The sequence below is a fragment of the Nocardia sp. NRRL S-836 genome (assembly GCF_001279525.1).
Lineage (GTDB): Bacteria > Actinomycetota > Actinomycetes > Mycobacteriales > Pseudonocardiaceae > Lentzea.
In genome coordinates, this window is record NZ_LGDY01000101.1 from 114,391 (window position 1) to 141,159 (window position 26,769).

Annotated in this window: 1 protein-coding gene; it reads left to right on the top strand. The window is 70.9% G+C overall.

What is annotated here, in order from left to right:
- Entirely contained in the window at positions 1-26,769 is a 26,769-nt protein-coding gene (locus ADL03_RS21030) for a non-ribosomal peptide synthetase (RefSeq protein WP_053735218.1), read from the top strand.

The following is a 26,769-nucleotide window of genomic DNA, read 5'->3' on the forward strand; positions in this document are numbered from 1 at the left end:
GTGGTTGAGCGGCGCACGCCCGGTGTCCGGTACTCGCTGACCGCCGCGCAGGTGGACATGTGGCTGTCGGCGGAGCTGCTCGGGGACACCTCCGAGTTCAACCCGGCCCAGTACGTGGTGCTGCGCGGCCCGGTCGACGAGGAGCTGCTGCGGGCCGGTGCCCGGGTCGCGGCACGGGAAACCGATGCCTACCGGCTGTTCTTCGGCGACCAGGCGGACGGTGCGCCGTGGCAGGCGTTCGCCGACGAACTGCCCGCCGAGGTCATGCCGGTGGTCGACCTCCGCGCGGAGGACGACCCGGTCGGTGCGGCACGGGCGTGGATGCACGCCGACGGCGCCCGGCCGATCGACCACCGGGTGGCGCCGCTGTGGCGCTGGGCGTTGCTGCGCGTCGCCGACGCCGAGTACTGGTGGTACCACCGGGCGCACCACCTGATCTGCGACATCTTCTCGTTCCACCTCCTCACCCAACGCGTGGCGGAGGTCTACTCCGGTGGGGAACGACCCCGCTACTTCGGTGCGTGGACCGACGTCGTCGCGGAAGACCAGGCGTACCGGCGTTCTGCCGACCGGGTCGCCGACGAGCGGTACTGGCTGGACTCCGTCGCGGACGTGGTGACCGGCCGCCAGGACGAGCGCCGTTCCGAACGACAGCGGCCACCGCGCCGGCGCACGGTCGCCGTCGGCGCGGCGCTGCGGCGCGCTGTTCTCGACCGGTGTGCCGAGCTGGGGATGCGGGTGCCGCACTTCCTCGTGTCGGCGTTTGCCGCGTACCAGCGGCAGCTGGTGGACCGCGACGACGTGGTGTTCAGCCTGCCCACGGCCGCCCGCCGCAGTCCGTTGGCCCGCACCACCCCTGGGCTGCTGGCCAACGTCGCACCCGTCGTGCTGCACGTGCCGGACGGCACGACGGTGCGGCAGCTGGCCGGCACCACCACCGCGCGGCTGGCCGAGATCGTCGCCCGGTCGCGCTACCGGGGCGAGGACCTGGCCAGGAAGCTCGGTGTCACCGGCGCCGGCGCCTGGTTCGGCCCCACGCTCAACGTCGTCGACTTCAACCGCCCGCTGGACTTCGGTGCCAGCGTGCGTGCGGACGCGCCGCGCAACCTGTCCGTCGGGCCCATCCGCGACCTCACCGTCACCACCTACGGCTGGTCGCTCGGTGACCAGGCGTGGCTGGACGTCGACGTGGAGGACGGGGTGGCCGCCGGTGCCGAGCTGGCGCTGCACGAGGAGCGGTTCCTGGAGCTGCTCGACCGGATGGCGCGCGGGCCGGTCGACGGCCCGCTGTCCGCGTCCACTGTGGACTGGGTTCTCACCGCGAGCTGGGGAACGGGTGCCGCGCCGGACGCCACCGCCGGCGTTCCCGACCTGATCTCGGGCCACGCCGCTACCAAGTCCGAGCTGACCGCCGTCGTGTGCGGCGAGCAGCGGTTGTCCTTCGGCGAGCTCGGCGAACGGGCCGACGCGCTCGCCGTCCGGCTCCGGCGGGCCGGGGTGGCGGTGGAGTCCGCCGTGGCGGTGCTCGTGCCGCGCGGGCTCGACCTCGCGGTGGCGTTCCAGGGCGTGTTGCGCAGCGGTGGCGTGTACGTGCCGATCAACCCCGGGCTGCCGGCCGAACGGCTGGCGTTCCTGCTGGCCGACGCCGGTGTGACGGTCGCGGTCACGACCGGGGACCTCGCCGGTGAGCTGGCCGCGTTCGCCGGAGAGGTGCTGGTGCTGGACGGCGGGTCGCCGGTGGGTGACGGGCCGTCGGCGGCCGACGTGCTGCCGGAGCGTGCCGATCCCAGCGCGTTGGCCTACATCGCTTACACGTCCGGCTCGACCGGACGCCCGAAGGGTGTGGCGGTGACGCACAGCGCGTTATCGTCCTATGTGGCCGGGTGGCGTGACGGCTTGGCCGCGCTGGGTGGGCCGGGCACGGTGCTGTCGATGTCGGGTCCTGGTTTCGACGTGTCGATCGGTGACATGACGCGTGCGTTGGCGTTCGGGCAGACGGTGGTGTTCCTGCCGCACGACGAGGTCGTGTCGGTCGACTCCCTGCACCGCACGCTCGCGGACAACGCCGTCGAGGTAGCCGAGATCGTGCCCGGCATGCTCCTGCGCGATCTCGCCGCTCACTGCCGCGAGGCGGGTGCGGTCGAGTCCCTGCGCCTGGTGATCTCCGGTACCGACATGTGGACCTACGACGCGCTCGTGTCGGCGGTCGCGGCCGTGGCGCCGAACGCGGTGCCGGGCAACGTGTTCGGTGTGACCGAGGCGGCGATCGACTCGATCTTCCACCCGGTCACGGCGCGGCCCGAGCACGAGGGCGAGGTGGTGCCGATCGGCGGGCCGCTGGCCGGTGTCGACGTGTTCGTCGTCGACGGCCGGCTGCGGCCGGTGCCCGTGGGCGTCGAGGGTGAGCTGCTGGTCGGTGGTGCGGGGCTGGCGCGCGGGTACGTGGGCCGCCCCGATCTGACGGCCGAGCGGTTCCTGCCCGACGTGTTCGGCGGGACCGGCGGGCGGCTGTACCGCACCGGTGACCGGGCGCGGTGGCGGGCCGACGGCGTGCTGGAGTTCCTGGGGCGGGTGGACGAGCAGGTCAAGATCCGCGGCTATCGGGTGGAGCCCGGTGAGGTCGAGGTCGTCATCGGTGACCACCCCGGTGTGCGTGATGTCGTTGTGGTGGCACGGGATGGCGGGCCGCACGGCGGCAAGCGCCTGGTCGCGTACGTCGTGGCCGAGGATGCGAGTGGTCTGGAGCTGCGGTCCTGGCTGCGGGAGCGGGTGCCGGACTACCTGGTGCCGTCGGTGTTCGTTGCGCTGGACCGGTTGCCGCTCACGCCGAACGGCAAGGTCGACCGGCGCGGGTTGCCCGACCCGGAGCCCGAGACGGCCGAAGCGTACGAGGCGCCGCGAACGTCCACCGAGGACGTGCTGGCGGTGGTGTGGTCGCAGGTGCTGGGCGTCGACCGGGTGGGTGTGCACGACAACTTCTTCGAGCTGGGCGGCGACTCGATCCTGAGCCTGCAGATCGTGGCACGCGTCCGTGCCGCGGGGCTCGGCGTCGACGTGGCGGACGTGTTGTCGCACCAGACGGTTGCCGAGCTGGCGGCCGTGGTGCGGGACGCGCCCGCGGTGACGCCGGCCGAGCAGGGCGTGGTCACGGGCCCGGTGCCGTTGACGCCGATCCAGCACTGGTTCCTGGCGCAGGACATCGCCGAGCGTGACCACTGGAACTGGTCGGGCGTCTTCGAGCTGGCACCGGGCACCGACCCCGACCGGCTCGCCCAGGCACTCGACGTCGTTGTCGCCCACCACGACGCGTTGCGCATCCGGTTCACGCCGGACAGCCAGTTCAACGCCGGTGTCGAGGCCACCGGTCTGCTGCGGGTGGCCGCCGGGGACGACGTGGTCGCGGAGATGACGGCCGCGCAGAAGTCGTTGCGGCTGGCCGAGGGCCCGCTCGTGGCGGCCGTCTTCTTCGACCGCGGTGACGAGCCCGCGTGGTTGGGATTGGTCGTGCACCACCTGGTGATGGACGGCGTGTCGTGGAACGTCCTGCTGGAGGACCTCGCCACCGCGTACCGCTCGGAGCCGCTGGGGCCGAAGACCACCTCGTTCCAGCACTGGGCCGAGCAGCTGCGGGATCTCGACCCCGGCGGCGAACGGGCGCACTGGACCGCGGCGACGTCACACGTGGTCGCGCTGCCGGTCGACCACGACGGGCCCAACGACGAGCGCTCGGCACGGGTTCACACGACGCTGCTGGACGCCGGGACGACCGCCGCGCTGCTCGGCGACGCGCACAAGGCGTACCGCACGCAGGGCAACGACCTGCTGCTGGCCGCGCTGGTGCGCACGCTGGGCCCGTGGGCGGGCACCGACGAGCTGACCATCGACCTGGAGAGCCACGGCCGTGAGGCGATCGCCGACGGGGTGGACCTGTCGCGCACGGTCGGGTGGTTCACGTCGATCTTCCCGGTGCGGCTGAGCCGCCACGAGGACCTCGGCACGACGGTGAAGGCGGTCAAGGAACAGCTTCGAGCGGTGCCACGTCGTGGCGTCGGCTACGGCGCTTTGCGGTGGCTGCACGGCGAACTGGCCGATGTTCCGGACCGGCCTGTGCTGTTCAACTACCTGGGAGCCGGTGCGGGCACCGGCGATCTGGTGCGGCGTGAGCTGCCCGCCACCCTGCGCGGCCCCGCGACGGCCGGTCGCGGCACCCGGTCACACGTGCTGAACCTGGAGGTGGCCCGCACGGCCGACGGGCAGCTGCGCGTCGAGTGGCACTACAGCGCCGACCTGCACGAGACCGCGACCGTCGAACGGCTCGCCGAGACCTACCGGCGAGAGCTGGCCGCGCTGGTGGCGCACTGCCGGTCCGGGGCTTCGGGTCTCACACCGTCGGACTTCCCGCTGGCGTCGTTGGCGCAGAACGAGGTCGACCGGCTCGCGACGCGGTATCCGGGGCTGGCGGACGTGTACCGGTTGGCGCCGGTGCAGTCGGGCATGCTGTTCGGGGTCGTGGGTGCGCCGGCCGAAGGGGATGGGCTCTACTGGGGTCAGGGCGTCTACGAGCTCACCGGCACCGTCGACGCCGACCGGCTCGCCGGCGCGTGGCGGTCGGTGATCGCGCGGCAGGCGGCGTTGCGCAGCGGGTTCGTGTGGGAGGGCGTCAGCGAGCCGGTGCAGGTCGTGCTGTCCGACGCCGACGTGCCGTTGAGGACGCACGACTGGTCCGGGCTTGATCACGCTGCTCAGCAGGACCGGTTGCGGGAGTTGCTGGCGGAGGACCGTGCTCTGGGCTTCGACCTGGCGGTACCGCCGTTGACGCGGCTGTACCTCGTCGACCGCGGATGTGGTCAGCACTGGCTGATCTGGGGGCTGTACCAGGGGTTGTGCGACGGGTGGAGCCTGCCGGTCGTGCTGGACGAGGTGTCCGCCGCCTACGAGGGCCGGCCACTCGCCCCGGCGCGGTCGTACCGCGAGTACATCGCGTGGCTCGACCGGCGAGATCCGGCCGAGCCGGAAGCCTTCTGGCGCACCTACCTCGACGGGTTCGAGGCGCCGACGCCGTTGCCGGTGGACCGGCTGGCCGCGAGCCACTACGCGCAGGACCGGCGGCGGACCGCGCTGGACCCGGAGGTGACGGCCAAGATCGTCGACCTGGCCCGCCGGGAGCGCGTGACGTTGTCGGCGGTGGTGCAGGCGGCGTGGGCGAAGGTGCTGTCGGCGTCGTCGGGTGAGGACGACGTGGTGTTCGGCCTGACGGTGTCGGGTCGTCCGGCCGAACTGGCCGGGGTCGAGTCGACCGTGGGCCTGTTCATCAACACGCTGCCGGTGCGGACCGTCGTGCCCGCGGACGTGCCGTTCACGACGTGGCTGCACGACCTGCGGGACAACCAGGTTGCCGTGCAGCGCTTCGAGTACACGCCGCTGGTCGACGCGCAACGCTGGTCGGCGGTGCCCGGTGGCCGCGCGTTGTTCGACAGCATCGTCGTGCTGCGCAACTACCCCGGCGGCCGGACCCAGGTCGCCGACTTCGAGCTCTCGCCGTTGCTCGACTCGGTGGAGCAGGGCAACTACCCGCTCACCTTCGCGGTGGACGTGGACGCCACGCTGCGCATCGAGGCCGAGTTCTCCACCGCCGCGTTCGACGCGGTCACGGTCGAACGGATCCTGGACCAGCTCGCGGTGGTGCTGACCGCCGTGGCGGAACGGCCTGACCTGGCGGTGCGTGACGTGCCGTTGCAGCGGCCCGAGCAGGCCGCGGCGTTGGTGGCGTGGGGCGAAACCCCCGAGCCCGCCGCCGAACGGCCGGTGCCGGACCTGATCGCCGGGTGGACCTCCTCCGAGGTCGCGGTGGTCTGCGGCGAGGAACGGCTGACGTTCGCCGAGTTCGGCGCGCGGGCCGACGCGGTGGCGGGGCGGCTGCGTGCGTGTGGCGTGACGGTGGGGTCGCGGGTCGCGGTGCTGGTGCCGCGCGGGGTCGACCTGGCCGTGGCGTTCCAGGGCGTGTTGCGGTCCGGTGGCGTGTACGTGCCGGTCAACCCCAGGCTGCCGGCGGAACGGCTGGAGTTCCTACTGGCCGATGCCGGTGCGACGGTTGCGCTCACGACCGGGGAACTGGTGGGCGAGCTGGCCGGGTTCGTCGGCGAGGTGCTGGTGCTGGACGACACGGCGCCGGTGGTCGACGTGGCACCGGTGCGCATCGATCCCGGAGCGCTGGCCTATGTGGCTTACACCTCCGGCTCGACGGGGCGGCCCAAGGGTGTGGCGGTGACGCATGGCGCGTTGTCCGCGTATGTGGCCGGATGGCGGCAAGGGCTGGCCGAGCTGGGCGGTCCGGGCACCGTGCTGTCGATGTCGGGCCCCGGGTTCGACGTGTCGATCGGTGACATGACGCGTGCGCTGGCGTTCGGGCGAACGGTCGTCTTCCTGCCGCACGACGAGCACGTCACCGTGGAGTCGTTGCACCAGACCCTGGTCGACCACGAGGTCGAGGTCGCGGAGATCGTGCCGGGCATGCTGCTGCGTGACCTGGCCGCGCACTGCCGGGAGGCAGGGCCGGTCAAGTCGCTGCGGCTGGTGATCTCGGGTACGGACATGTGGACGCACGACGCGCTGACGAGCGCGGTCGCGGATGTCGCGCCCAATGCGGTGGCGGGCAACGTGTTCGGTGTGACCGAGGCGGCCATCGACTCGATCTTCCACCCGGTGGGCGAGGACCACCCGGCCGCCGTGGTGCCGATCGGGACGCCGTTGGCCGGTGCTCGTGCCGTCGTGGTCGACTCGGCGATGCGGCCGGTGCCGGTGGGTGTTCCCGGTGAGCTGCTGGTCGGTGGGTCGGGTGTGGCGCAGGGGTATGTGGGTCGGCCGGATCTGACCTCGGAACGGTTCGTTCCCGATGTGTTCGGTGGGGCCGGTGGGCGGTTGTACCGGACCGGTGACCGGGCGCGGTGGCGTGCGGACGGGACGATCGAGTTCCTCGGGCGTGTCGACGAGCAGGTGAAGATCCGTGGTTACCGGGTCGAACCCGGTGAGGTCGAGGTCGTCATCGGTGACCACCCCGATGTACGCGATGTTGTTGTGGTGGCGCGGGATGGCGGTCCGCACGGTGGTAAGCGGCTTGTGGCGTATGTCGTGGCTGAGGGGGAGTTCAGCGGGTCGGCGTTGCGGTCGTGGTTGCGGGAGCGGGTGCCGGACTTGCGGGAGCGGGTGCCGGACTACCTGGTGCCGTCGGTGTTCGTTGCGCTGGACCGGTTGCCGCTGACGCCGAACGGAAAGGTCGACCGGCGTGGGCTGCCGGACCCGGAGCCGGAGACGGCCGAGGCGTATGTCGCGCCGCGGACCGCGGTCGAGGAGACCCTGGCGGCCGTGTGGTCGCAGGTGCTCGGCGCTGATCGCGTTGGCGTGCACGACAACTTCTTCGAGCTGGGTGGCGACTCGATTCTGAGCCTGCAGATCGTGGCTCGGGCTCGTGCCGCCGGGCTTGGCGTCGACGTGGCGGATGTGTTCGCTCATCAGACGGTGGCTGAGCTTGCTTCGGCCGTGCGCGACACACCTGTGGTCACGCTGGCGGAGCAGGGCGTGGTCACGGGACCCGTTCCGCTGACCCCGATCCAGCGGTGGTTCTTGGCGCAGGACATCCCGAACCGGGATCACTGGAACTGGTCGGGTGTGTTCGAGTTGGCGCCGGGCACGGATCCCGCCCGGCTCGCGTCGGCGCTCGACACGCTCGTGGCCCACCACGACGCGTTGCGCATCCGGTTCACGCCGGACAGCCAGTACAACGCCGGCGTCGAGGTCGCCGGTGTGCTGCAGGTCGCTGCGGTGCCTGACGACGACGTGGTCGCGGAGATGACGGCGGCGCAGACGTCGTTGCGGCTGGCCGATGGTCCGTTGCTCGCTGCGGTGTACTTCGATCGCGGTGACGAATCGCCGTGGCTTGGGTTGACCGTGCATCACCTGGTGATGGACGGGGTGTCGTGGAACGTGTTGCTGGAGGATCTCGACACCGCGTACCGGTCGGAGGCGTTGGGGCCCAAGACGACCTCGTTCCAGCACTGGGCCGAGCACCTGCGGGAGCTGGCGGCGGACGAGGAACGCGAGCACTGGGTCGCGGCGACTGCGGACGTGGTCGCGCTGCCGACCGACGGCGATGGCCCCAACACCGAGGCGTCCGGCGCCGTGGTGCGCACCTGGCTGGACGCCGGGACCACCACCGCGTTGTTCGGTGAGGCGCACAAGGCCTATCGCACGCAGGCCAACGACCTGTTGCTGGCCGCGCTGGCCGACGTGCTGGGGGAGTGGGCGGGCACCGGCCACGTGACGGTCGACCTGGAGAGCCACGGCCGTGAAGGCCTTGACCTGTCGCGCACGGTCGGGTGGTTCACGTCGATCTTCCCGGTGCGGCTGAGCCGGCACGCCGATCCGGGCGCGACGGTGAAGGCGGTCAAGGAGGAGCTGCGTGCGGTTCCGCGCCGTGGCGTCGGCTACGGCGTGTTGCGGTGGTTGCAGGACGATCTGGTCGATGTGCCGGATCGGCCGGTGTTGTTCAACTACCTGGGTGCGTTCGACGCTGTCGACTCGGTCGGGCTGATCCGCCGTGAGCTTCCGGCCGAGCTGGCCGGTCCTGTGCAGGGGCCGGGCGGCACGCGGGCCTACCCGCTGCAGCTGGAGGTGGTCCGCGCGGACGACGGCCGCCTGCGGATCGACTGGCTGCACAGCACCAACCTGCACGACGCCGCCACCGTGGAACGGGTCGCGGCCCGGTACGTCGAGGCGTTGCGCGAGCTGGTGGTGCATTGCCGGTCCGGCGTTTCCGGGTTCACGCCGTCGGACTTCCCGCTGGCATCGTTGACGCAGTCCGAGGTCGACGGGTTGGCGGAGCGGTATCGGTTGGTGGACGTGTACCGGTTGGCGCCGGTGCAGTCGGGGATGGTGTTCGGTGTCGTGGGCTCGCCGGTTGAGGGGCTCTACTGGGGGCAGAGCGTCTACGACCTGGCTGGTCCGATCGACGCCGACCGGCTGGCTGCGGCGTGGCGGCAGGTGATCGCGCGGCATCCGGCGCTGCGCAGCGGGTTCGTGTGGGAGGGCGTCAGCGAACCGGTGCAGGTCGTCCTCGCCGACGCGGACGTGCCGTTGGCGACGCACGACTGGTCTGGTCTTGATCACGGTGCCCAGCAGGACCGGTTGCGGGAGTTGCTGGCGGCGGATCGCGCGCTGGGGTTCGACCTGGCGGAGCCACCGTTGATGCGGCTGCACCTGGTCGATCGCGGCGACGGCCGGTTGTGGCTGGTGTGGGGGCTGTACCAGGGGCTGTGCGACGGGTGGAGTCTGCCGGTCGTGATGGACGAGGTCCTCGCCGCGTACGACGGCGAGCCGCTCGCCCCGGTGCGGCCGTACCGCGAGTTCATCGCGTGGCTGGACGGACGTGACCCGGACGAGTCCGAGGAGTTCTGGCGGAAGCGGCTGGACGGGTTCGAGGCGCCGACGCCGTTGCCGGTGGACCGGCTTGCTGCGAGCCACTATGCGCAGGACCGGCGGCGTACGCGCCTGGGCGAGGGTGTGACGGCCCGGCTGGTGGAGCTGGCCCGGCGGGAACGCGTCACGCTCTCGACGGTCGTGCAGGCGGCGTGGGCGAGGGTGTTGTCGGCGTCGTCGGGTGAGGACGACGTGGTGTTCGGTCTGACGGTGTCGGGTCGTCCCGGTGATCTGGCCGGGGTCGAGTCGATGGTCGGGTTGTTCATCAACACGTTGCCGGTGCGGACTGTGGTGCCCGCAGAAGTGCCGTTCACGTCGTGGTTGCACGAGTTGCGGGACAACCAGGTTGCACTGCAACGGTTCGAGTACACGCCGTTGGTGGACGTTCAGCGCTGGTCCGCTGTTCCGGGCGGCCGCGCGCTGTTCGACTCCATCGTCGTGTTCGGCAACTACCCGCACCAGGAACTGCCGGACGACCTGGCCGCGGTGCCCGACGGGTACGCCACGGTCGACTCGGTGGAGCAGGGCAACTACCCGCTCACGTTCGCCGTCGACCTGGAACGCACGCTGCGCATCGAGGCCGAGTTCTCCACGGCCGCCTTCGACGCGGTCACGGTCGAACGGGTCCTCGACCAGCTGGTGGTCGTGCTCACCGCGGTCGCCGAGCAGCCCGAACTGGCGGTCGCGGACGTGCCGCTGCAGCGGCCGGAGCAGGCCACGCAGCTCGTGGCGTGGGGCGAGACCCCGGTGCCTGTCGCCGAGGCGTCGGTACCCGAGCTGATCCACGGGTGGGCTGACTCCGTCGCCGTTGCCGTGGTGTGCGGGGCGGAGCGCCTGACGTTTGCCGAGCTGGACGCCCGCGCTGCCGGTGTGGCGGCACGGCTCCTGCTGGCCGGTGTACTGGCGGAGTCACCGGTCGCCGTGCTGGTGCCGCGCGGTGTCGAGCTGGCGGTGGCGTTCCAGGGCGTGCTGCGCTCCGGTGGCGTGTACGTGCCGATCAACCCGGGGCTGCCCGCTGAGCGGCTGGAGTTCCTGCTGGCGGATGCCGGTGCGGTCGCCGCGGTCACGACCGCGTCACTGGCCGGCGAGCTGGCCGGATTCGGTGGCGAGGTGGTGGTGCTGGAGGACGTGCTTCCGGTTGCCGATGCTTCACCGGTGATCATCGACCGCGATGCGTTGGCGTACATCGCTTACACGTCCGGCTCGACCGGACGCCCGAAGGGTGTGGCGGTGACGCACGGCGCGTTGTCGTCTTATGTGGCCGGGTGGCGTGACGGTCTGGCCGCACTGGGCGGGCCGGGCACGGTGTTGTCGATGTCGGGGCCCGGTTTCGACGTGTCCATCGGTGATATGACCCGTGCGTTGGCGTTCGGGCAGACGGTGGTGTTCCTGCCGCACGACGAGCACGTGTCAGTGGAGTCGTTGCACGCCACGTTGGTGGAGAACCAGGTCGAGGTCGCGGAGATCGTGCCGGGCATGCTGCTGCGTGACCTGGCGGCGTACTGCCGGGAGGCGGGGCCGGTCGAGTCGTTGCGGCTGGTGATCTCCGGTACGGACATGTGGACGCATGAGGCGTTGACGGGTGCGGTTGCCGCGGTGGCGCCGAATGCGGTGGCGGGCAACGTGTTCGGTGTGACCGAGGCGGCGATCGACTCGATCTTCCACGCTGTGACGGAGGACCACCCGGCGGCCGTGGTGCCGATCGGGACGCCGTTGGCCGGTGCTCGTGCCGTCGTGGTCGACTCGGCGATGCGGCCGGTGCCGGTGGGCGTTCCCGGTGAGCTGCTGGTCGGTGGCGCCGGGGTGGCGCGTGGCTACCTGCGCCGGCCTGATCTGACCGCTGTGCGTTTCGTGCCTGACGTGTTTGGCGGTTCTGGTGGCCGCTTGTACCGGACTGGCGACCGGGCGCGGTGGCGTGCCGACGGGACGATCGAGTTCCTGGGCCGGGTGGACGAGCAGGTGAAGATCCGCGGCTATCGGGTGGAGCCCGGTGAGGTCGAGGTTGTCATCGGTGACCATCCGGACGTGCGTGATGTCGTTGTGGTGGCACGGGATGGTGGTCCGCACGGTGGTAAGCGGCTTGTGGCGTATGTCGTGGCTGAGGGGGAGTTCAGCGGGTCGGCGTTGCGGTCGTGGTTGCGGGAGCGGGTGCCGGACTGGTTGCGGGAGCGGGTGCCGGACTACCTGGTGCCGTCGGTGTTCGTTGCGCTGGACCGGTTGCCGCTCACCCCGAACGGCAAGGTCGACCGGCGTGGGCTGCCTGATCCGGAGCCCGAGGCGGCGGACGCGTATGTCGCGCCCCGGACCGTTGCCGAGGAGACGCTCGCGGCGGTGTGGAGCGGTGTGCTCGGTGTTGACCGGGTGGGTGTGCACGACAACTTCTTCGAGCTGGGTGGAGACTCGATTCTGAGTCTGCAGATCGTTGCTCGGGTGCGTGCGGCTGGTCTTGGCGTTGATGTGGCGGAGGTGTTCGCCCATCAGACGGTGGCCGAGCTGGCGTCGGTCGTGCGGGATGCCCCGGCGGCGACGCTCGCCGAGCAGGGCGTGGTGACCGGGACCATTCCGCTGACACCGATTCAGCGGTGGTTCCTGGCGCAGGACATCCCGAACCGGGATCACTGGAACTGGTCGGGAATGTTCGAGTTGGCACCGGGCACCGATCCTGGTCGGCTTGGGTCGGCACTCGATCAGCTTGTCGCTCATCACGACGCGTTGCGCATCCGGTTCACGCCGGACAGCCAGTACAACGCACCGGTTGGTGCGGGCGGGTTCCTGCGCGTTGTCGAGGCGGCCGACGACGAGTCGGTGGTCGCGGAGATGACGGCGGCGCAGACGTCGTTGCGGCTGGCCGATGGCCCGTTGCTCGCTGCCGTGTACTTCGACCGGGGCGAGTTGCCTGCGTGGCTGGGGTTGATCGTGCATCACGTGGTGATGGACGGGGTGTCGTGGAACGTTCTGCTGGAGGACCTCGACACCGCGTACCGCTCGGAGGCGCTGGGGCCCAAGACGACCTCGTTCCGCCAGTGGGCCGAAGTCTTGCAGGAGCTGGACGCGGGGGCCGAGCGGGAGACCTGGCTCGCGCAGACCGCGGACGTGGTGGACCTGCCGCAGGACCACCACGGCCCCAACACCGAGACCTCGGCCGGCGTCGTGCGGTCGTGGCTGGACGCCGACCTCACCGCCGCGCTCATGGGCGACGCCCACCGCGCCTACCGCACCCAGGCCAACGACCTGCTGCTGACCGCTCTCGCCCAGGCGTTGGGGGAGTGGGCGGGCACCGGCCACGTGACGGTCGACCTGGAGAGCCACGGCCGTGAGGCGGTGGCCGACGGCGTGGACCTGTCGCGCACGGTCGGGTACTTCACGTCGATCTTCCCGGTCCGGCTGACGCACGAGCACGATCCGGCGGCGGCGATCAAGGCCGTGAAGGAGGAGCTGCGCGCGGTTCCACGCCGTGGTGTGGGTTATGGCGTGTTGCGGTGGTTGCAGGACGACCTGGTCGATGTGCCGGATCGGCCGGTGTTGTTCAACTACCTGGGCGCGTTCGACGCCGTCGACTCGGTCGGGTTGATCCGTCGCGAGCTCCCCGCCGAGCTGGCCGGGCCGAGCGAGGGACCGGGCGGGACGCGGTCGCACGTGCTGCAGATCGAGGCCCAGCAGGCCGCGGACGGGCGCCTGCAGGTGGACTGGCACTTCAGCCACAACCTGCACGACGCCGCCACCGTGGAACGGGTCGCGGCCCGGTACGTCGAGGCGTTGCGTCGGCTGGTGGCGCATTGCCGGTCCGGGGTCTCCGGGTTCACGCCGTCCGACTTCCCGTTGGCGTCGTTGACGCAACGCGATGTGGACGGGCTCGCGGGGCGGTATCCGTTGGTGGACGTGTACCGGTTGGCGCCGGTGCAGTCGGGCATGCTGTTCGGCGTTGTCGGGTCGCCGGTCGACGGGCTCTACTGGGGACAAGGGGTCTACGACCTCAGCGGGCCGCTGGACGTCGAGCGGTTCGCTGCCGCGTGGCGGTCCGTGACCGCCCGGCATCCGGCGCTGCGCAGCGGGTTCGTGTGGGAGGGCGTCAGCGAGCCGGTGCAGGTCGTGCTGGCCGATGTCGACGTTCCGGTGGAGCAGCGGGACTGGTCGGGGCTCGACGACGTTGCCCAGCAGGACCGGTTGCGGGAGTTGCTGGCGGCGGATCGCGCGCTGGGGTTCGACCTGGCGGCACCGCCGTTGATGCGGCTTTACCTGGTGGACCGCGGCGACGGCCGGTTGTGGCTGGTCTGGGGGCTGTACCAGGGGTTGTGCGACGGGTGGAGTCTGCCCGTGGTGATGGACGAGGTGTCCGCCGCCTACCAGGGACAGGCTCTGGAGCCGGTGCGGTCGTACCGGGACTTCATCGCGTGGCTGGGACGGCGTGACCCGGCCGGGTCGGAAGGGTTCTGGCGCACCTACCTGGACGGTTTCGACGCTCCCACACCACTTCCGGTCGACCGGCTGGCCGGCAGCCACCACGACCAGGACCGGCGCCGGATGCTGCTGGACGAGACCGTCACCGGGAAGCTCGTGGAGCTGGCCCGGCGGGAACGTGTCACGTTGTCGACGGTCGTGCAGGCGGCGTGGGCGCTGCTGCTGTCGACGTACTCGGGCGAGGACGACGTGGTGTTCGGCCTCACCGTGTCCGGCCGCCCGGCGGACCTGGCCGGCATCGAGTCCATGGTCGGGTTGTTCATCAACACGTTGCCGGTGCGGGCCGTGGTCCCCGTGGACAGGTCGTTCGCCGCGTGGCTGCCCGAGCTGCAGGACAACCAGGTTGCGCTGCAACGGTTCGAGTACACGCCGCTGGTGGACGTGCAGCGCTGGTCGGCTGTTCCGGCGGGCCGTGCGTTGTTCGACTCGATCGTGGTGTTCGGCAACTACCCGCAGGAGGAACAGCCGGAGGACCTGGGCGGGGTGCAGGCCGCCGACTCGGTGGAACAGGGCAACTACCCGCTGACCTTCGCCGTCGACCTCGAACGCGTGCTGCGGGTCGAGGCGGAGTTCTCGACGGCGGCGTTCGACGCGGTCACGGTCGAGCGGATCCTCGACCAGCTCGCGGTGGTGCTGACCATCGTGGCGGAACGGCCTGACCTGGCGGTGCGTGACGTGCCGTTGCAGCGGCCCGGGCAGGCGGCGGAGCTGGTGGCGTGGGGTGCCACCCCGGTACCTGCGGCCGAACGGCCGGTGCCGGAGCTGATCGCCGGGTGGCGTTCGTCCGAGGTCGCGGTGGTGTGCAGGGACGATCGGCTGACGTTCGCCGAGCTGGGTGTCCTGGCCGATGCCCTGGCTGCGCGGCTGCGGCGGGCCGGTGTGGCGGTGGGTGCGTCCGTCGGCGTGCTGGTGCCGCGTGGGGTCGAGCTGGCGGTGGCGTTCCAGGGGGTGTTGCGGGCTGGTGGGGTGTACGTGCCGGTGAACCCTGGCCTGCCTGCTGATCGGTTGGAGTTCCTGCTGGCCGACTCCGGGGTGGTTGCGGCGGTGACGACGCCGGAGCTGGCCGGGGAGTTGGCTGGGTTCGCGGGTGCGGTGCTGCTGGTGGGTGACGCGTCCGGGGCTCCTGATGAGCTGCTCGCGCTGGCCGACCGCGCCGCGCCGGCCAGCCGGGCCACGGTGGTCGACCTGGGTGCGGCAGCGGAGCCGCTCGCGTCGGGCGACCCGTTGGCGTTGATCGAGCCGCTCGCGCCGGTCGACCCGGCCGCGGTGGCGTACATCGCCTACACGTCCGGTTCCACCGGGCGCCCGAAGGGTGTGGCGGTCACCCATGCCGCGCTTTCGTCGTACGTGGCCGGCTGGCGGGACGGGCTGCGTGCGCTGGGCGGGCCGGGCACCGTGCTGTCGATGTCCGGGCCGGGGTTCGACGTCTCCATCGGCGACATGACGCGTGCGTTGGCTTTCGGGCAGACGGTGGTGTTCCTGCCGCACGACGAGCACGTCACCGTGGAGTCGTTGCACCGCACCCTGGTCGACCACGAGGTCGAGGTCGCGGAGATCGTGCCGGGCATGCTCCTGCGTGACCTGGCGGCGTACAGCCGGACGGCGGGTCCGGTGGAGAGCCTGCGGCTGGTGATCTCCGGTACCGACCTGTGGACCCACGAGGCGTTGACGCGTGCGGTTGCCGAGGTGGCGCCGAACGCGGTGGCGGGCAACGTCTTCGGCGTGACCGAGGCGGCGATCGACTCGATCTTCCACTCCGTCACCGAGGACCACCCCGCGGCTGTCGTGCCGATCGGTACTCCGCTGGCGGGTGCGCAGGCGTTCGTGGTGGACGGGTCGTTGCGGCCGGTGCCGGTGGGTGTGCCGGGTGAGTTGCTGGTCGGCGGGCCAGGAGTCGCGCAGGGGTACGTGGGTCGGCCGGATCTGACTGCGGAACGGTTCGTGCCCGATGTGTTCACCGGTTCTGGTGGGCGGCTCTACCGCACGGGTGACCGGGCGCGGTGGCGTGCCGACGGCACGATCGAGTTCCTGGGGCGGGTGGACGAGCAGGTCAAGATCCGTGGCTACCGGGTGGAGCCGGGTGAGGTCGAGGTCGTCCTCGGCGACCACCCCAACGTGCGTGATGTCGTTGTGGTCGCACGGGATGGCGGGCAGCATGGCGGCAAACGGCTTGTCGCGTACGTCGTCACGGAAGGCGACTTCAACGCGAAGGTCCTGCGGTCCTGGTTGCGGGAGCGTGTGCCGGATTATCTTGTGCCGTCGGTGTTCGTCGCCCTGGAACGCCTGCCGCTCACCCCGAACGGCAAGGTCGACCGGCGCGGGCTGCCTGACCCCGAGCCCGAGGCGACTGAAACCTATGTCGCGCCACGAACCGCGGTCGAGGAGAGGCTTGCGGCGGTGTGGGCGCAGGTGCTGGGTGCCGAACGGGTCGGTGTGCACGACAACTTCTTCGAACTCGGCGGTGACTCGATCCTGAGTCTGCAGATCGTGGCCAGGACCAGGGCGGCGGGCTGGGGTGTCGACGTGGCGGACGTGTTCGCCCACCAGACCATCGCGGAGCTCGCCCTTGCCGTGCGTGACGCGCCTGCGGCGACGGTGGCCGATCAGGGTGTTGTGGCCGGGCCGGTGCCGTTCACGCCGATTCAGCGGTGGTTCTTGGCGCAGGACATTCCGAACCGTGATCACTGGAACTGGTCGGGTGTGTTCGAACTGGCCGCCGGCACCGATCCGGAACGGCTCGCGCGTGCGCTCGAATCCGTTGTCGCCCATCACGACGCGCTTCGGATCCGGTTCACGTTGGATGGTCAGTACAACGCTCCGGTTGACCACGGCGGGTTCTTGCATGTGGTTGACGGGGATGTGGTCGAGCACATGACGGCGGCGCAGGAGTCGTTGCGGCTGGCGGATGGTCCGTTGCTTGCTGCTGTGTACTTCGACCGGGGCGAACTACCTGCGTGGCTTGGGTTGACCGTGCATCACCTGGTGATGGACGGGGTGTCGTGGAACGTCTTGCTGGAGGACCTGGACACCGTCTACGGCGGCGGCAAGCTCGGGCCGAAGACGACGTCGTTCCAGCAGTGGGCACTGCAACTGCAGGACGACGATGCGAGCGGCGAACGTGAGCATTGGGTTGCGGCGACTGGCGATGTGGTCGCGCTTCCCGCTGACGGCGATGGTCCGAACAGCCACACGTCCGAGGCGATCGTGCAGTCCTGGCTGGACGCCGGGACGACCGCGGCGCTGCTCGGTGATGCGCACAGGGCGTACCGCACGCAGGGTAACGACCTGTTGCTCGCCGCACTTGCACAGACGTTGGGGGAGTGGGCCGGCAGCGACCACATCACGATTGACCTGGAAAGCCACGGCCGTGAAGGCGCGGACCTGTCGCGCACGGTCGGGTGGTTCACGTCGATCTTCCCGGTTCGCCTGACGCACCAGCGCGATCCGGCGGCGGCGATCAAGGCGGTCAAGGAAGAGCTGCGGGCCGTGCCACGCCGTGGCGTGGGCTACGGGGTGCTGCGGTGGCTGCGGAACGACCTGACCGACGCGTCGGATCGGCCGGTGCTGTTCAACTACCTCGGCGCCCACGACGTCGGTGACTCGGCCGGGCTGATCCGGCGGGAGCTCGACGGTGCGCTCGCCGGCCCGAGTGAAGGTGCTGGCGGGACGCGGTCGCACGAGTTGCAGCTGGAGGTGCAGCAGGCTGCTGACGGACGGCTGTCGATCGAGTGGTTCCACTCCACCAACCGGCACGACACCGCCACGGTCGAACGGGTTGCCGCGCGGTACGTCGAGGCGTTGCGCGAGCTGGTCGAACACTGCCGGTCGACGGCCGGTGGTTTCACGCCGTCGGACTTCCCGCTGGCGTCGCTGGCCCAGTCCGAGGTCGACGGGTTGGCGGAGCGGTATCGGTTGGTGGACGTGTACCGGTTGGCGCCGGTGCAGTCGGGCATGCTGTTCGGTGTCGTCGGTTCGCCGGTCGAGGGACTCTACTGGGGCCAGAGCGTCTACGACCTGGCCGGGCCGATCGAGGTGGAACGGTTCGCGGCAGCGTGGCGTGCGGTGGTCGGCCGGCACCCGGCGCTGCGCAGCGGGTTCGTGTGGGAGGGCGTGGCCGAGCCGGTGCAGGTGGTGCTCGGCGAGGTCGAGGTGCCGCTCGCCACTCACGACTGGTCGGGGCTGGACGATGCTGCGCAACAGGTGCGGTTGCAGGAGTTGCTGGCGGAGGACCGCGCGCTCGGGTTCGACCTGGCGGCGCCACCATTGCTGCGGCTGTACCTCGTTGACCGCGGCAACGGGCAGAACTGGCTGATCTGGGGCCTGTACCAGGGCTTGTGCGACGGGTGGAGCCTGCCGGTCGTGATGGACGAGGTGTCCGCCGCCTACCAGGGCAGCGAGCTTGAACCCACCCGGCCCTACCGGGACTTCATCGCCTGGCTGGACGGGCGTGACCCGGCCGAGCCGGAAGCCTTCTGGCGCACCTACCTCAGCGGGTTCGAGGCGCCCACCCCGCTGCCCGCCGACCGGCTGGCCGCGAGCCACTACGACCAGGACCGGCGGCGTACGCGCCTGAGTGAGGGTGTGACGGCCAGGCTGGTGGAGTTGGCTCGACGTGAGCGGGTCACGTTGTCGACTGTGGTGCAGGCGGCGTGGGCGAAGGTGTTGTCGGCGTCGTCGGGTGAGGACGACGTGGTGTTCGGCCTCACTGTGTCCGGACGCCCGGCGGACCTGGCCGGCGTCGAGTCGATGGTCGGGTTGTTCATCAACACATTGCCGGTGCGGGCTGTGGTGCCGGTGGACGTGCCGTTCACGTCGTGGTTGCACGAGTTGCGGGACAACCAGGTTGCGCTGCAACGGTTTGAGTACACGCCGTTGGTGGATGTCCAGCGGTGGTCGGCGGTATCGCACGGGCGTGCGTTGTTCGACAGCATCGTGGTGTTCGGCAACTACCCGCAGGAGGAACAGCCGGAGGACCTGGGCGGGGTGCAGGCCGCCGACTCGGTGGAGCAGGGCAACTACCCGCTCACGTTCGCGATCGACCTGGAGGCGACGCTCAAGGTCGAGGCAGAGTTCTCGACGGCGGCGTTCGACGCGGTCACGGTGGAACGGGTCCTCGACCAGCTCAAGGTCGTGCTGACCACCGTGGCCGAGCGGCCGGACCTGCTGGTGCGGGACGTCCCGCTGCACCGCCCGGCTCAGGCCGCCCAGGTCGTGGAGTGGGGCAGCACCGCGCCGGCGGCGGTCGAACGGCCGGTGCCGGACCTGATCGCCGGATGGGCGTCGGCGGAGGTCGCGGCGATCTGCGGTGCCGAACGGCTGACGTTCGCCGAGCTGGGTGTGCTGGCGGATGCGTTGGCTCTGCGGCTGCGGCAGGGCGGTGTGACGGTCGGGGCGCCGGTGGCCGTGCTCGTGCCGCGCGGGATCGAGCTGGCGGTCGCCTTCCAGGGGGTGTTGCGGGCTGGTGGGGTGTACGTGCCGATCAACCCGGGGCTTCCCGCTGACCGGCTGGAGTTCCTGCTGGCCGACGCCGGGGTGGTTGCCGCGGTGACGACGTCGGAGCTGGGCGGGGAGTTGGCCGGGTTCACGGGCGCGGTGCTGCTGGTGCGCGACGCGTCCGGGGCGGGCGCGTCGGCCGACCGCGCCGCGTCGCCGGACCGGGCCGCGGTTGTCGACTCAGCCGCTTCGGCACAGCCGCTCCCGCCGATCGATCCGGCCGCGCTGGCGTATGTGGCGTACACGTCGGGATCGACCGGGCGGCCGAAGGGCGTCGCCGTGACGCACGGCGCGCTCTCGTCGTACGTGGCGGGGTGGCGGGACGGGTTGCGCGCGTTGGACGGGCCTGGGCCGGTGCTGTCGATGTCGGGCCCTGGGTTCGACGTGTCCATCGGTGACATGACGCGTGCGCTGGCGTTCGGGCAGACGGTGGTGTTCCTGCCGCACGACGAGCACGTGTCCGTCGAGTCGTTGCACCGCACGCTCTCCACGCACGACGTGGCGATCGCCGAGATCGTGCCCGGCATGCTGCTGCGCGACCTCGCGGCACACTGCCGCACCGCCGGTCCGGTGGAGAGCCTGCGCCTGGTGATCTCCGGTACGGACATGTGGACGCACGACGCGCTCACCAGCGCTGTCGCGGACGTCGCACCCAACGCGGTGGCGGGCAACGTCTTCGGCGTGACCGAGGCGGCGATCGACTCGATCTTCCACCCGGTGGGCGAGGACCACCCCGCCGCCGTGGTGCCGATCGGTACTCCGCTCGCGGGTGCGCAGGCGTTCGTGGTGGACGGGTCGTTGCGGCCGGTGCCGGTCGGTGTGCCGGGTGAGTTGCTGGTCGGTGGTCCGGGTGTGGCGCAGGGGTATGTGGGTCGGCCGGATCTGACCTCGGAACGGTTCGTTCCTGACGTGTTCGGCACGGCGGGCGGCCGGCTCTACCGGACCGGTGACCGAGCGCGGTGGCGTGCCGACGGGACGATCGAGTTCCTGGGCCGGATGGACGAGCAGGTCAAAATCCGCGGCTATCGGGTGGAGCCCGGCGAGGTCGAAGTTGTCCTCGGCGATCACCCCGGTGTGCGTGATGTTGTTGTGGTGGCGCGGGATGGTGGACCGCACGGCGGCAAGCGGCTCGTCGCGTACGTCGTGGCCGAAGGGGAGTTCAGCGGGTCGGCGTTGCGGTCGTGGCTGCGGGAGAGGGTGCCGGACTACCTGGTTCCCTCGGTGTTCGTTGGCCTGGAACGGTTGCCGCTCACCCCGAACGGCAAGGTCGACCGGCGTGGGCTGCCCGACCCGGAGCCCGAGACGGCCGGCGAGGCGTATGTCGCGCCGCGGACCGCTGCCGAGGAGACGCTCGCGTCGGTGTGGAGTGGCGTGCTGGGCGTCGGGCGCGTCGGTGTGCACGACAACTTCTTCGAGCTGGGTGGCGACTCGATCCTGAGCCTGCAGATCGTGGCTCGGGCTCGTGCCGCCGGGCTTGGCGTCGACGTGGCGGACGTGTTCGCCCACCAGTCGGTGGCCGAGCTGGCGTCGGTCGTGCGGGACGCCCCGGCCGCGACGCTCGCCGAGCAGGGCGTGGTCACCGGGCCCGTTCCGTTCACGCCGATCCAGCGGTGGTTTCTGGCGCAGGACATCCCGAACCGGGACCACTGGAACTGGTCGGGCATGTTCGAACTGGCAGCCGGCACTGATCCCGACCGGCTCGCACGGGCGATCGACGCGCTCGTCGCTCACCACGACGCATTGCGCATCCGGTTCACGCCGGACAGCCAGCACAACGCGCCGAGTGACCACAGCAGGTTCCTGCGTGTGGTCGACGGGGACGTGGTCGAGCACATGACCGCGGCGCAGGAGTCGTTGCGGCTGGCCGATGGTCCGTTGCTCGCCGCTGTGTACCTCGATCGCGGTGACCAGCCGCCGTGGCTGGGGTTGACCGTGCATCACCTGGTGATGGACGGCGTGTCGTGGACCATCCTGTTGGAGGACCTCGACACCGTCTATCACGGTGGCGAGCTCGGGCCGAAGACGACGTCGTTCCAGCAGTGGGCATTGCAGTTGCAGGACGATGACGCGAGCGGTGAACGTGACCACTGGGTTGCGGCGACCGCGGACGTCGTGGCGCTTCCGGCCGACGGCAACGGTCCGAACACGGACGCGTCCGAGGCGATCGTGCAGTCGTGGCTGGACGCCGACACGACCGCGGCACTGCTCGGTGATGCGCACAAGGCGTACCGCACCCAGGGCAACGACCTGCTGCTGACCGCTCTCGCCCAGGCGCTGGGGGAGTGGGCCGGCAGCGACCACGTCACCCTCGACCTGGAGAGCCACGGCCGTGAGGGTGCGGACCTGTCCCGGACGGTCGGGTGGTTCACCTCGATCTTCCCGGTGCGTCTCACCCACCAGCGCGATCCGGCGGCGGCGATCAAGGCGGTCAAGGAAGAACTCCGGGCTGTGCCACGCCGTGGCGTGGGTTACGGGGTGCTGCGGTGGCTGCGCAACGACCTGACCGACGCACCGGACCGGCCCGTGCTGTTCAACTACCTCGGCGCGCACGACGCGTCCGACGACACGGCCGGGCTGATCCGCCGGGAGCTGGACGGTGACCTGGCCGGGCCGAGCGAGTGCGCGGGTGGGACGCGGTCGCACCTGCTGCAGGTCGAGGTGCAGCAGACCGCTGACGGGCGGCTGTCGATCGAGTGGTTCCACTCCACCGACAACCACGACACCGCCACGGTCGAACGGGTCGCCGCGCGGTACGTCGAGGCGTTGCGCGAGCTGGTCGACCATTGCCGATCTGCTGCCGGTGGGTTCACGCCGTCGGACTTCCCGTTGGCATCCCTCACGCAGGACGAGGTCGACGGGCTCGTGGCACGCCGTCCGTCCCTTGTGGACGTGTACCGGCTCGCACCGGTCCAGTCGGGCATGGTGTTCGGTGTCGTCGGGTCGCCGGTCGACGGCCTCTACTGGGGTCAGGGCGTCTACGACCTGGCCGGTTCGATCGACGCCGACCGGCTGGCCGGTGCGTGGCGGGAGGTGATCGCCCGGCATCCGGCGCTGCGCAGCGGGTTCGTGTGGGAGGGCGTCAGCGAACCCGTGCAGATCGTGCTGTCCGAGGTCGACGTGCCGCTCGCCACCCGTGACTGGTCCGGCCTGGACGAGGCGACGCAACAGGTGCGGTTGCAGGAGTTGCTGGACGAGGACCGCGCGCTGGGGTTCGACCTGGCGGCGCCGCCGTTGCTGCGGCTGTACCTCGTCGACCGCGGCAACGGGCAGAACTGGCTGATCTGGGGCCTCTACCAGGGGTTGTGCGACGGGTGGAGCCTGCCCGTGGTGATGGACGAGGTGTCCGTCGCCTACCAGCGGGGGTCGCTGCCGCCGGCACGGCCGTACCGCGACTACATCGCCTGGCTCGACCGGCGCGATCCCGCTGACACCGAAGAGTTCTGGCGCACCTACCTGGCCGGGTTCGAGGCGCCCACGGCACTGCCGGTGGACCGCCTGGCCGCGAGCCACCACGAGCAGGACCGCCGGCGCACCCACCTCGACAGGGACGTCACCACCCGGCTGGTGGAGCTGGCCCGGCGGGAACGCGTCACGCTCTCGACGGTCGTGCAGGCGGCGTGGGCCAAGGTGCTGTCGGCGTCCTCGGGCGAGGACGACGTGGTGTTCGGCCTGACCGTGTCCGGACGCCCGGCCGATCTGGCCGGGGTCGAGTCGATGGTCGGGTTGTTCATCAACACGCTGCCGGTGCGCGCGACCGTGCCCACGGGCAGGTCGTTCGCCGCCTGGCTGCCCGAACTGCAGGACAACCAGGTTGCCCTGCAACGGTTCGAGCACACGCCGCTGGTCGACGTGCAACGGTGGTCGGCTGTTCCGCATGGCCGCGGGTTGTTCGACAGCATCGTGGTGTTCGGCAACTACCCGCAGGAGGAGGCACCCGCCGACACCGGCGAGGACTGGGCCGACGCCGTCGAGTCGGTGGAGCAGGGCAACTACCCGCTCACCTTCGCCGTCGACCTGGAGGACACGCTCAAGATCGAGGCCGAGTTCTCCACGGCGGCGTTCGACGCCACCACCGTCGAACGCGTCCTCGACCAGCTCGTCGTCGTCCTCACCGCCGTCGCCCACGAGCCGGAGCTCGCGGTCGCCGACCTGCCGTTGCACCGTCCCGAGCAAGCGGCGCGGCTCGTGGCGCAGGGCGAGACGACGGTGCCACGGGCCGAACAGCCGGTGCCCGACCTGGTCCACAGCTGGGTGCACACCGACGCGGTGGCCGCGAAGTGCGGTGCCGAACGGCTGACGTTCGCCGAGCTCGGTGCTCGTGCGGACGCACTGGCCGGTCGGCTCCGGCAGGCCGGTGTGACCGTGGAGTCGCCGGTCGCCGTGCTGGTGCCACGGGGGATCGAGCTGGCGGTGGCGTTCCAGGGCGTGCTGCGCTCCGGCGGTGTCTACGTGCCGATCAACCCGGGGCTTCCCGCCGAACGGCTGGAGTTCCTGCTGGCCGACTCCGGCGCGGTCGCGGCGGTCACCACCGAGGCCCTGGCCGGTGAGCTGGCCGGGTTCACGGGCGAGGTGCTGCTGGTCGGCGGCACCGCAGAAGTCTGCGGTGAGCCGCTGGCGCCGATCGATCCCGACTCGTTGGCGTACATCGCTTACACGTCGGGCTCGACCGGCCGTCCGAAGGGCGTCGCGGTCACGCACGGCGCGCTGTCGTCGTACGTGGCGGGATGGCGGGCTGGGCTCGCGGACGTGGGCGGTCCGGGTGCGGTGCTGTCGATGTCGGGGCCTGGGTTCGACGTGTCGATCGGTGACATGACGCGTGCGCTGGCGTTCGGGCAGACCGTGGTGTTCCTGCCGCACGACGAGCACGTGTCCGTGGAGTCGTTGCACAGCACGCTGTCCGCTGACGGTGTGGCGATCGCGGAGATCGTGCCCGGCATGCTCCTGCGTGACCTGGCGGCACACTGCCGCACGGCCGGTCCGGTGGACAGTCTGCGGCTGGTGATCTCCGGTACGGACCTGTGGACTCACGAAGCGCTCACCACAGCCGTCGCCGAGGTGGCACCGAACGCGGTGGCGGGCAACGTCTTCGGCGTCACCGAGGCGGCGATCGACTCGATCTTCCACCCGGTCGCCGACGACCACCCGCAGGCCGTGGTGCCCATCGGCACACCGCTGGCCGGTGCCCGCGCCGTGATCGTCGACCACGCGATGCGCCCGGCGCCCGTCGGTGTCCCCGGTGAGCTGCTCGTCGGTGGCCCCGGCGTGGCGCGGGGGTACCTGAACCGGCCCGGCCTGACCGCGGAACGGTTCGTGCCCGACGTGTTCACCGGTTCCGGTGGGCGGCTTTATCGCACGGGCGACCGGGCGCGGTGGCGTGCCGACGGGACGATCGAGTTCCTGGGGCGGGTGGACGAGCAGGTCAAGATCCGGGGTTACCGGGTGGAGCCCGGCGAGGTCGAGGTCGTCCTCGGCGACCACCCGGACGTGCGTGATGTTGTTGTGGTCGCACGGGATGGCGGCCCGCACGGCGGCAAACGGCTTGTCGCGTATGTCGTCGCGGAAGGCGACTTCAACGCGAAGGTCCTGCGGTCCTGGTTGCGGGAGCGGGTGCCGGACTACCTGGTGCCGTCGGTGTTCGTCGCCTTGGAACGGTTGCCGCTCACCCCGAACGGCAAGGTCGACCGGCGCGGGTTGCCCGATCCGGAGCCCGAAGCGGTCGGCGAGGTCTTCGAGGCGCCGCGGACGTCCGTCGAGGACACCCTGGCAGCGGTGTGGGCGCAGGTCCTGGGCCTCGAACGGGTCGGTGTCCACGACAACTTCTTCGAGCTCGGCGGTGACTCGATCCTGAGCCTGCAGATCGTGGCCAGGACGAGGGCGGCGGGCTGGGGTGTCGACGTGGCGGACGTGTTCGCCCACCAGACCATCGCCGAGCTCGCACCCGTCGTGCGCGACACGCCCAAGGCGACGCTGGCGGAACAGGGTGTCGTCACCGGGCCCGTGCCGCTCACGCCGATCCAGCACTGGTTCGTGGAGCAGGACGTCCCCGACCGCGACCACTGGAACTGGTCGGGTGTGTTCGAACTGGCCGCCGGCACCGATCCGGACCGGCTCGCACGGGCACTCGACGCCGTCGTCGCCCACCACGACGCCCTGCGCATCCGGTTCCGCCAGAACGGCGACACCTGGGTGCAGGACAACGACGGCGAGCTCCGGCAGGTGCTGCGCGTCGTCACCGCGCGGGACGACGACGAGGTCGTCGCGCACATGACCGCGGCGCAGAAGTCGTTGCGGCTGGCCGAAGGCCCGCTGGTGGCGGCGCTCTACCTCGACCGCGGCGAGCAACCGGCCTGGCTGGGGCTCACCGCGCACCACCTCGTCATGGACGGTGTGGCGTGGAACATCCTGCTGGAGGACCTCGACACCGCCTACCGGGCGGGGCCGGCGGCGCTGGGGCCGAAGACGACCTCGTTCCGGCAGTGGGCCGAGGTGCTGCACGCCGACGACCCCGCGACCGAGCGCGACCACTGGGCCGCGCAGACCGAACGGGTCACCGCACTACCCGTCGACGGCCACGGCGCCAACACCGAGGCGTCGGCCGAGACTGTCCGCACCTGGCTCGACGCGGCCGCCACGGAGGTGCTGCTCGGCGAGGCCCACAAGGCCTACCGCACGCAGATCAACGACCTGCTGCTCGCCGCGCTGCTCAGGACCCTGGGCGAGTGGGCGGGCACCGGCGACGTCACGATCGACCTCGAGAGCCACGGCCGCGAGGCGATCACCGACGGCGTCGACCTGTCCCGCACCGTCGGGTGGTTCACGTCGATCTTCCCGGTGCGCCTGCGCCACCACCGCCTCGGCGACAGCGGCGAGCTGATCAAATCCGTGAAGGAACAACTGCGCACAGTTCCGCGCCGCGGCGTCGGATACGGGGTTCTGCGTTACCTCGAACGTGCGGACGGCGTAGTCGGCGCACCCGCGCGCCCGGTGCTGTTCAACTACCTGGGCGCATTCGACGCGGCGGGCGACGACGCCGTCGGACTGATCAGCGAAGAACTGCCCGCCGATCTCTGCGGTCCCACGGAGAACGAACAGGGCAGCCGTTCCCACCTGCTGCAGATCGAGGCCGAGCAAACCTCGGACGGTCGCCTGCTGGTCGAGTGGTACTTCAGCACCAACGTGCACCGGCCGGCCACGGTCGAACGGCTCGCGGCGCGGTACATCACCGCGTTGCGCGAGCTGGTCGAGCACTGTCAGTCAGGAGCAGGCGGCGTCACCCCGTCGGACTTCCCGCTGGCCAACATCGATCAAGCGAGTCTCGCCGCCGTGCTCAAGCAGATGGGCGGGTGA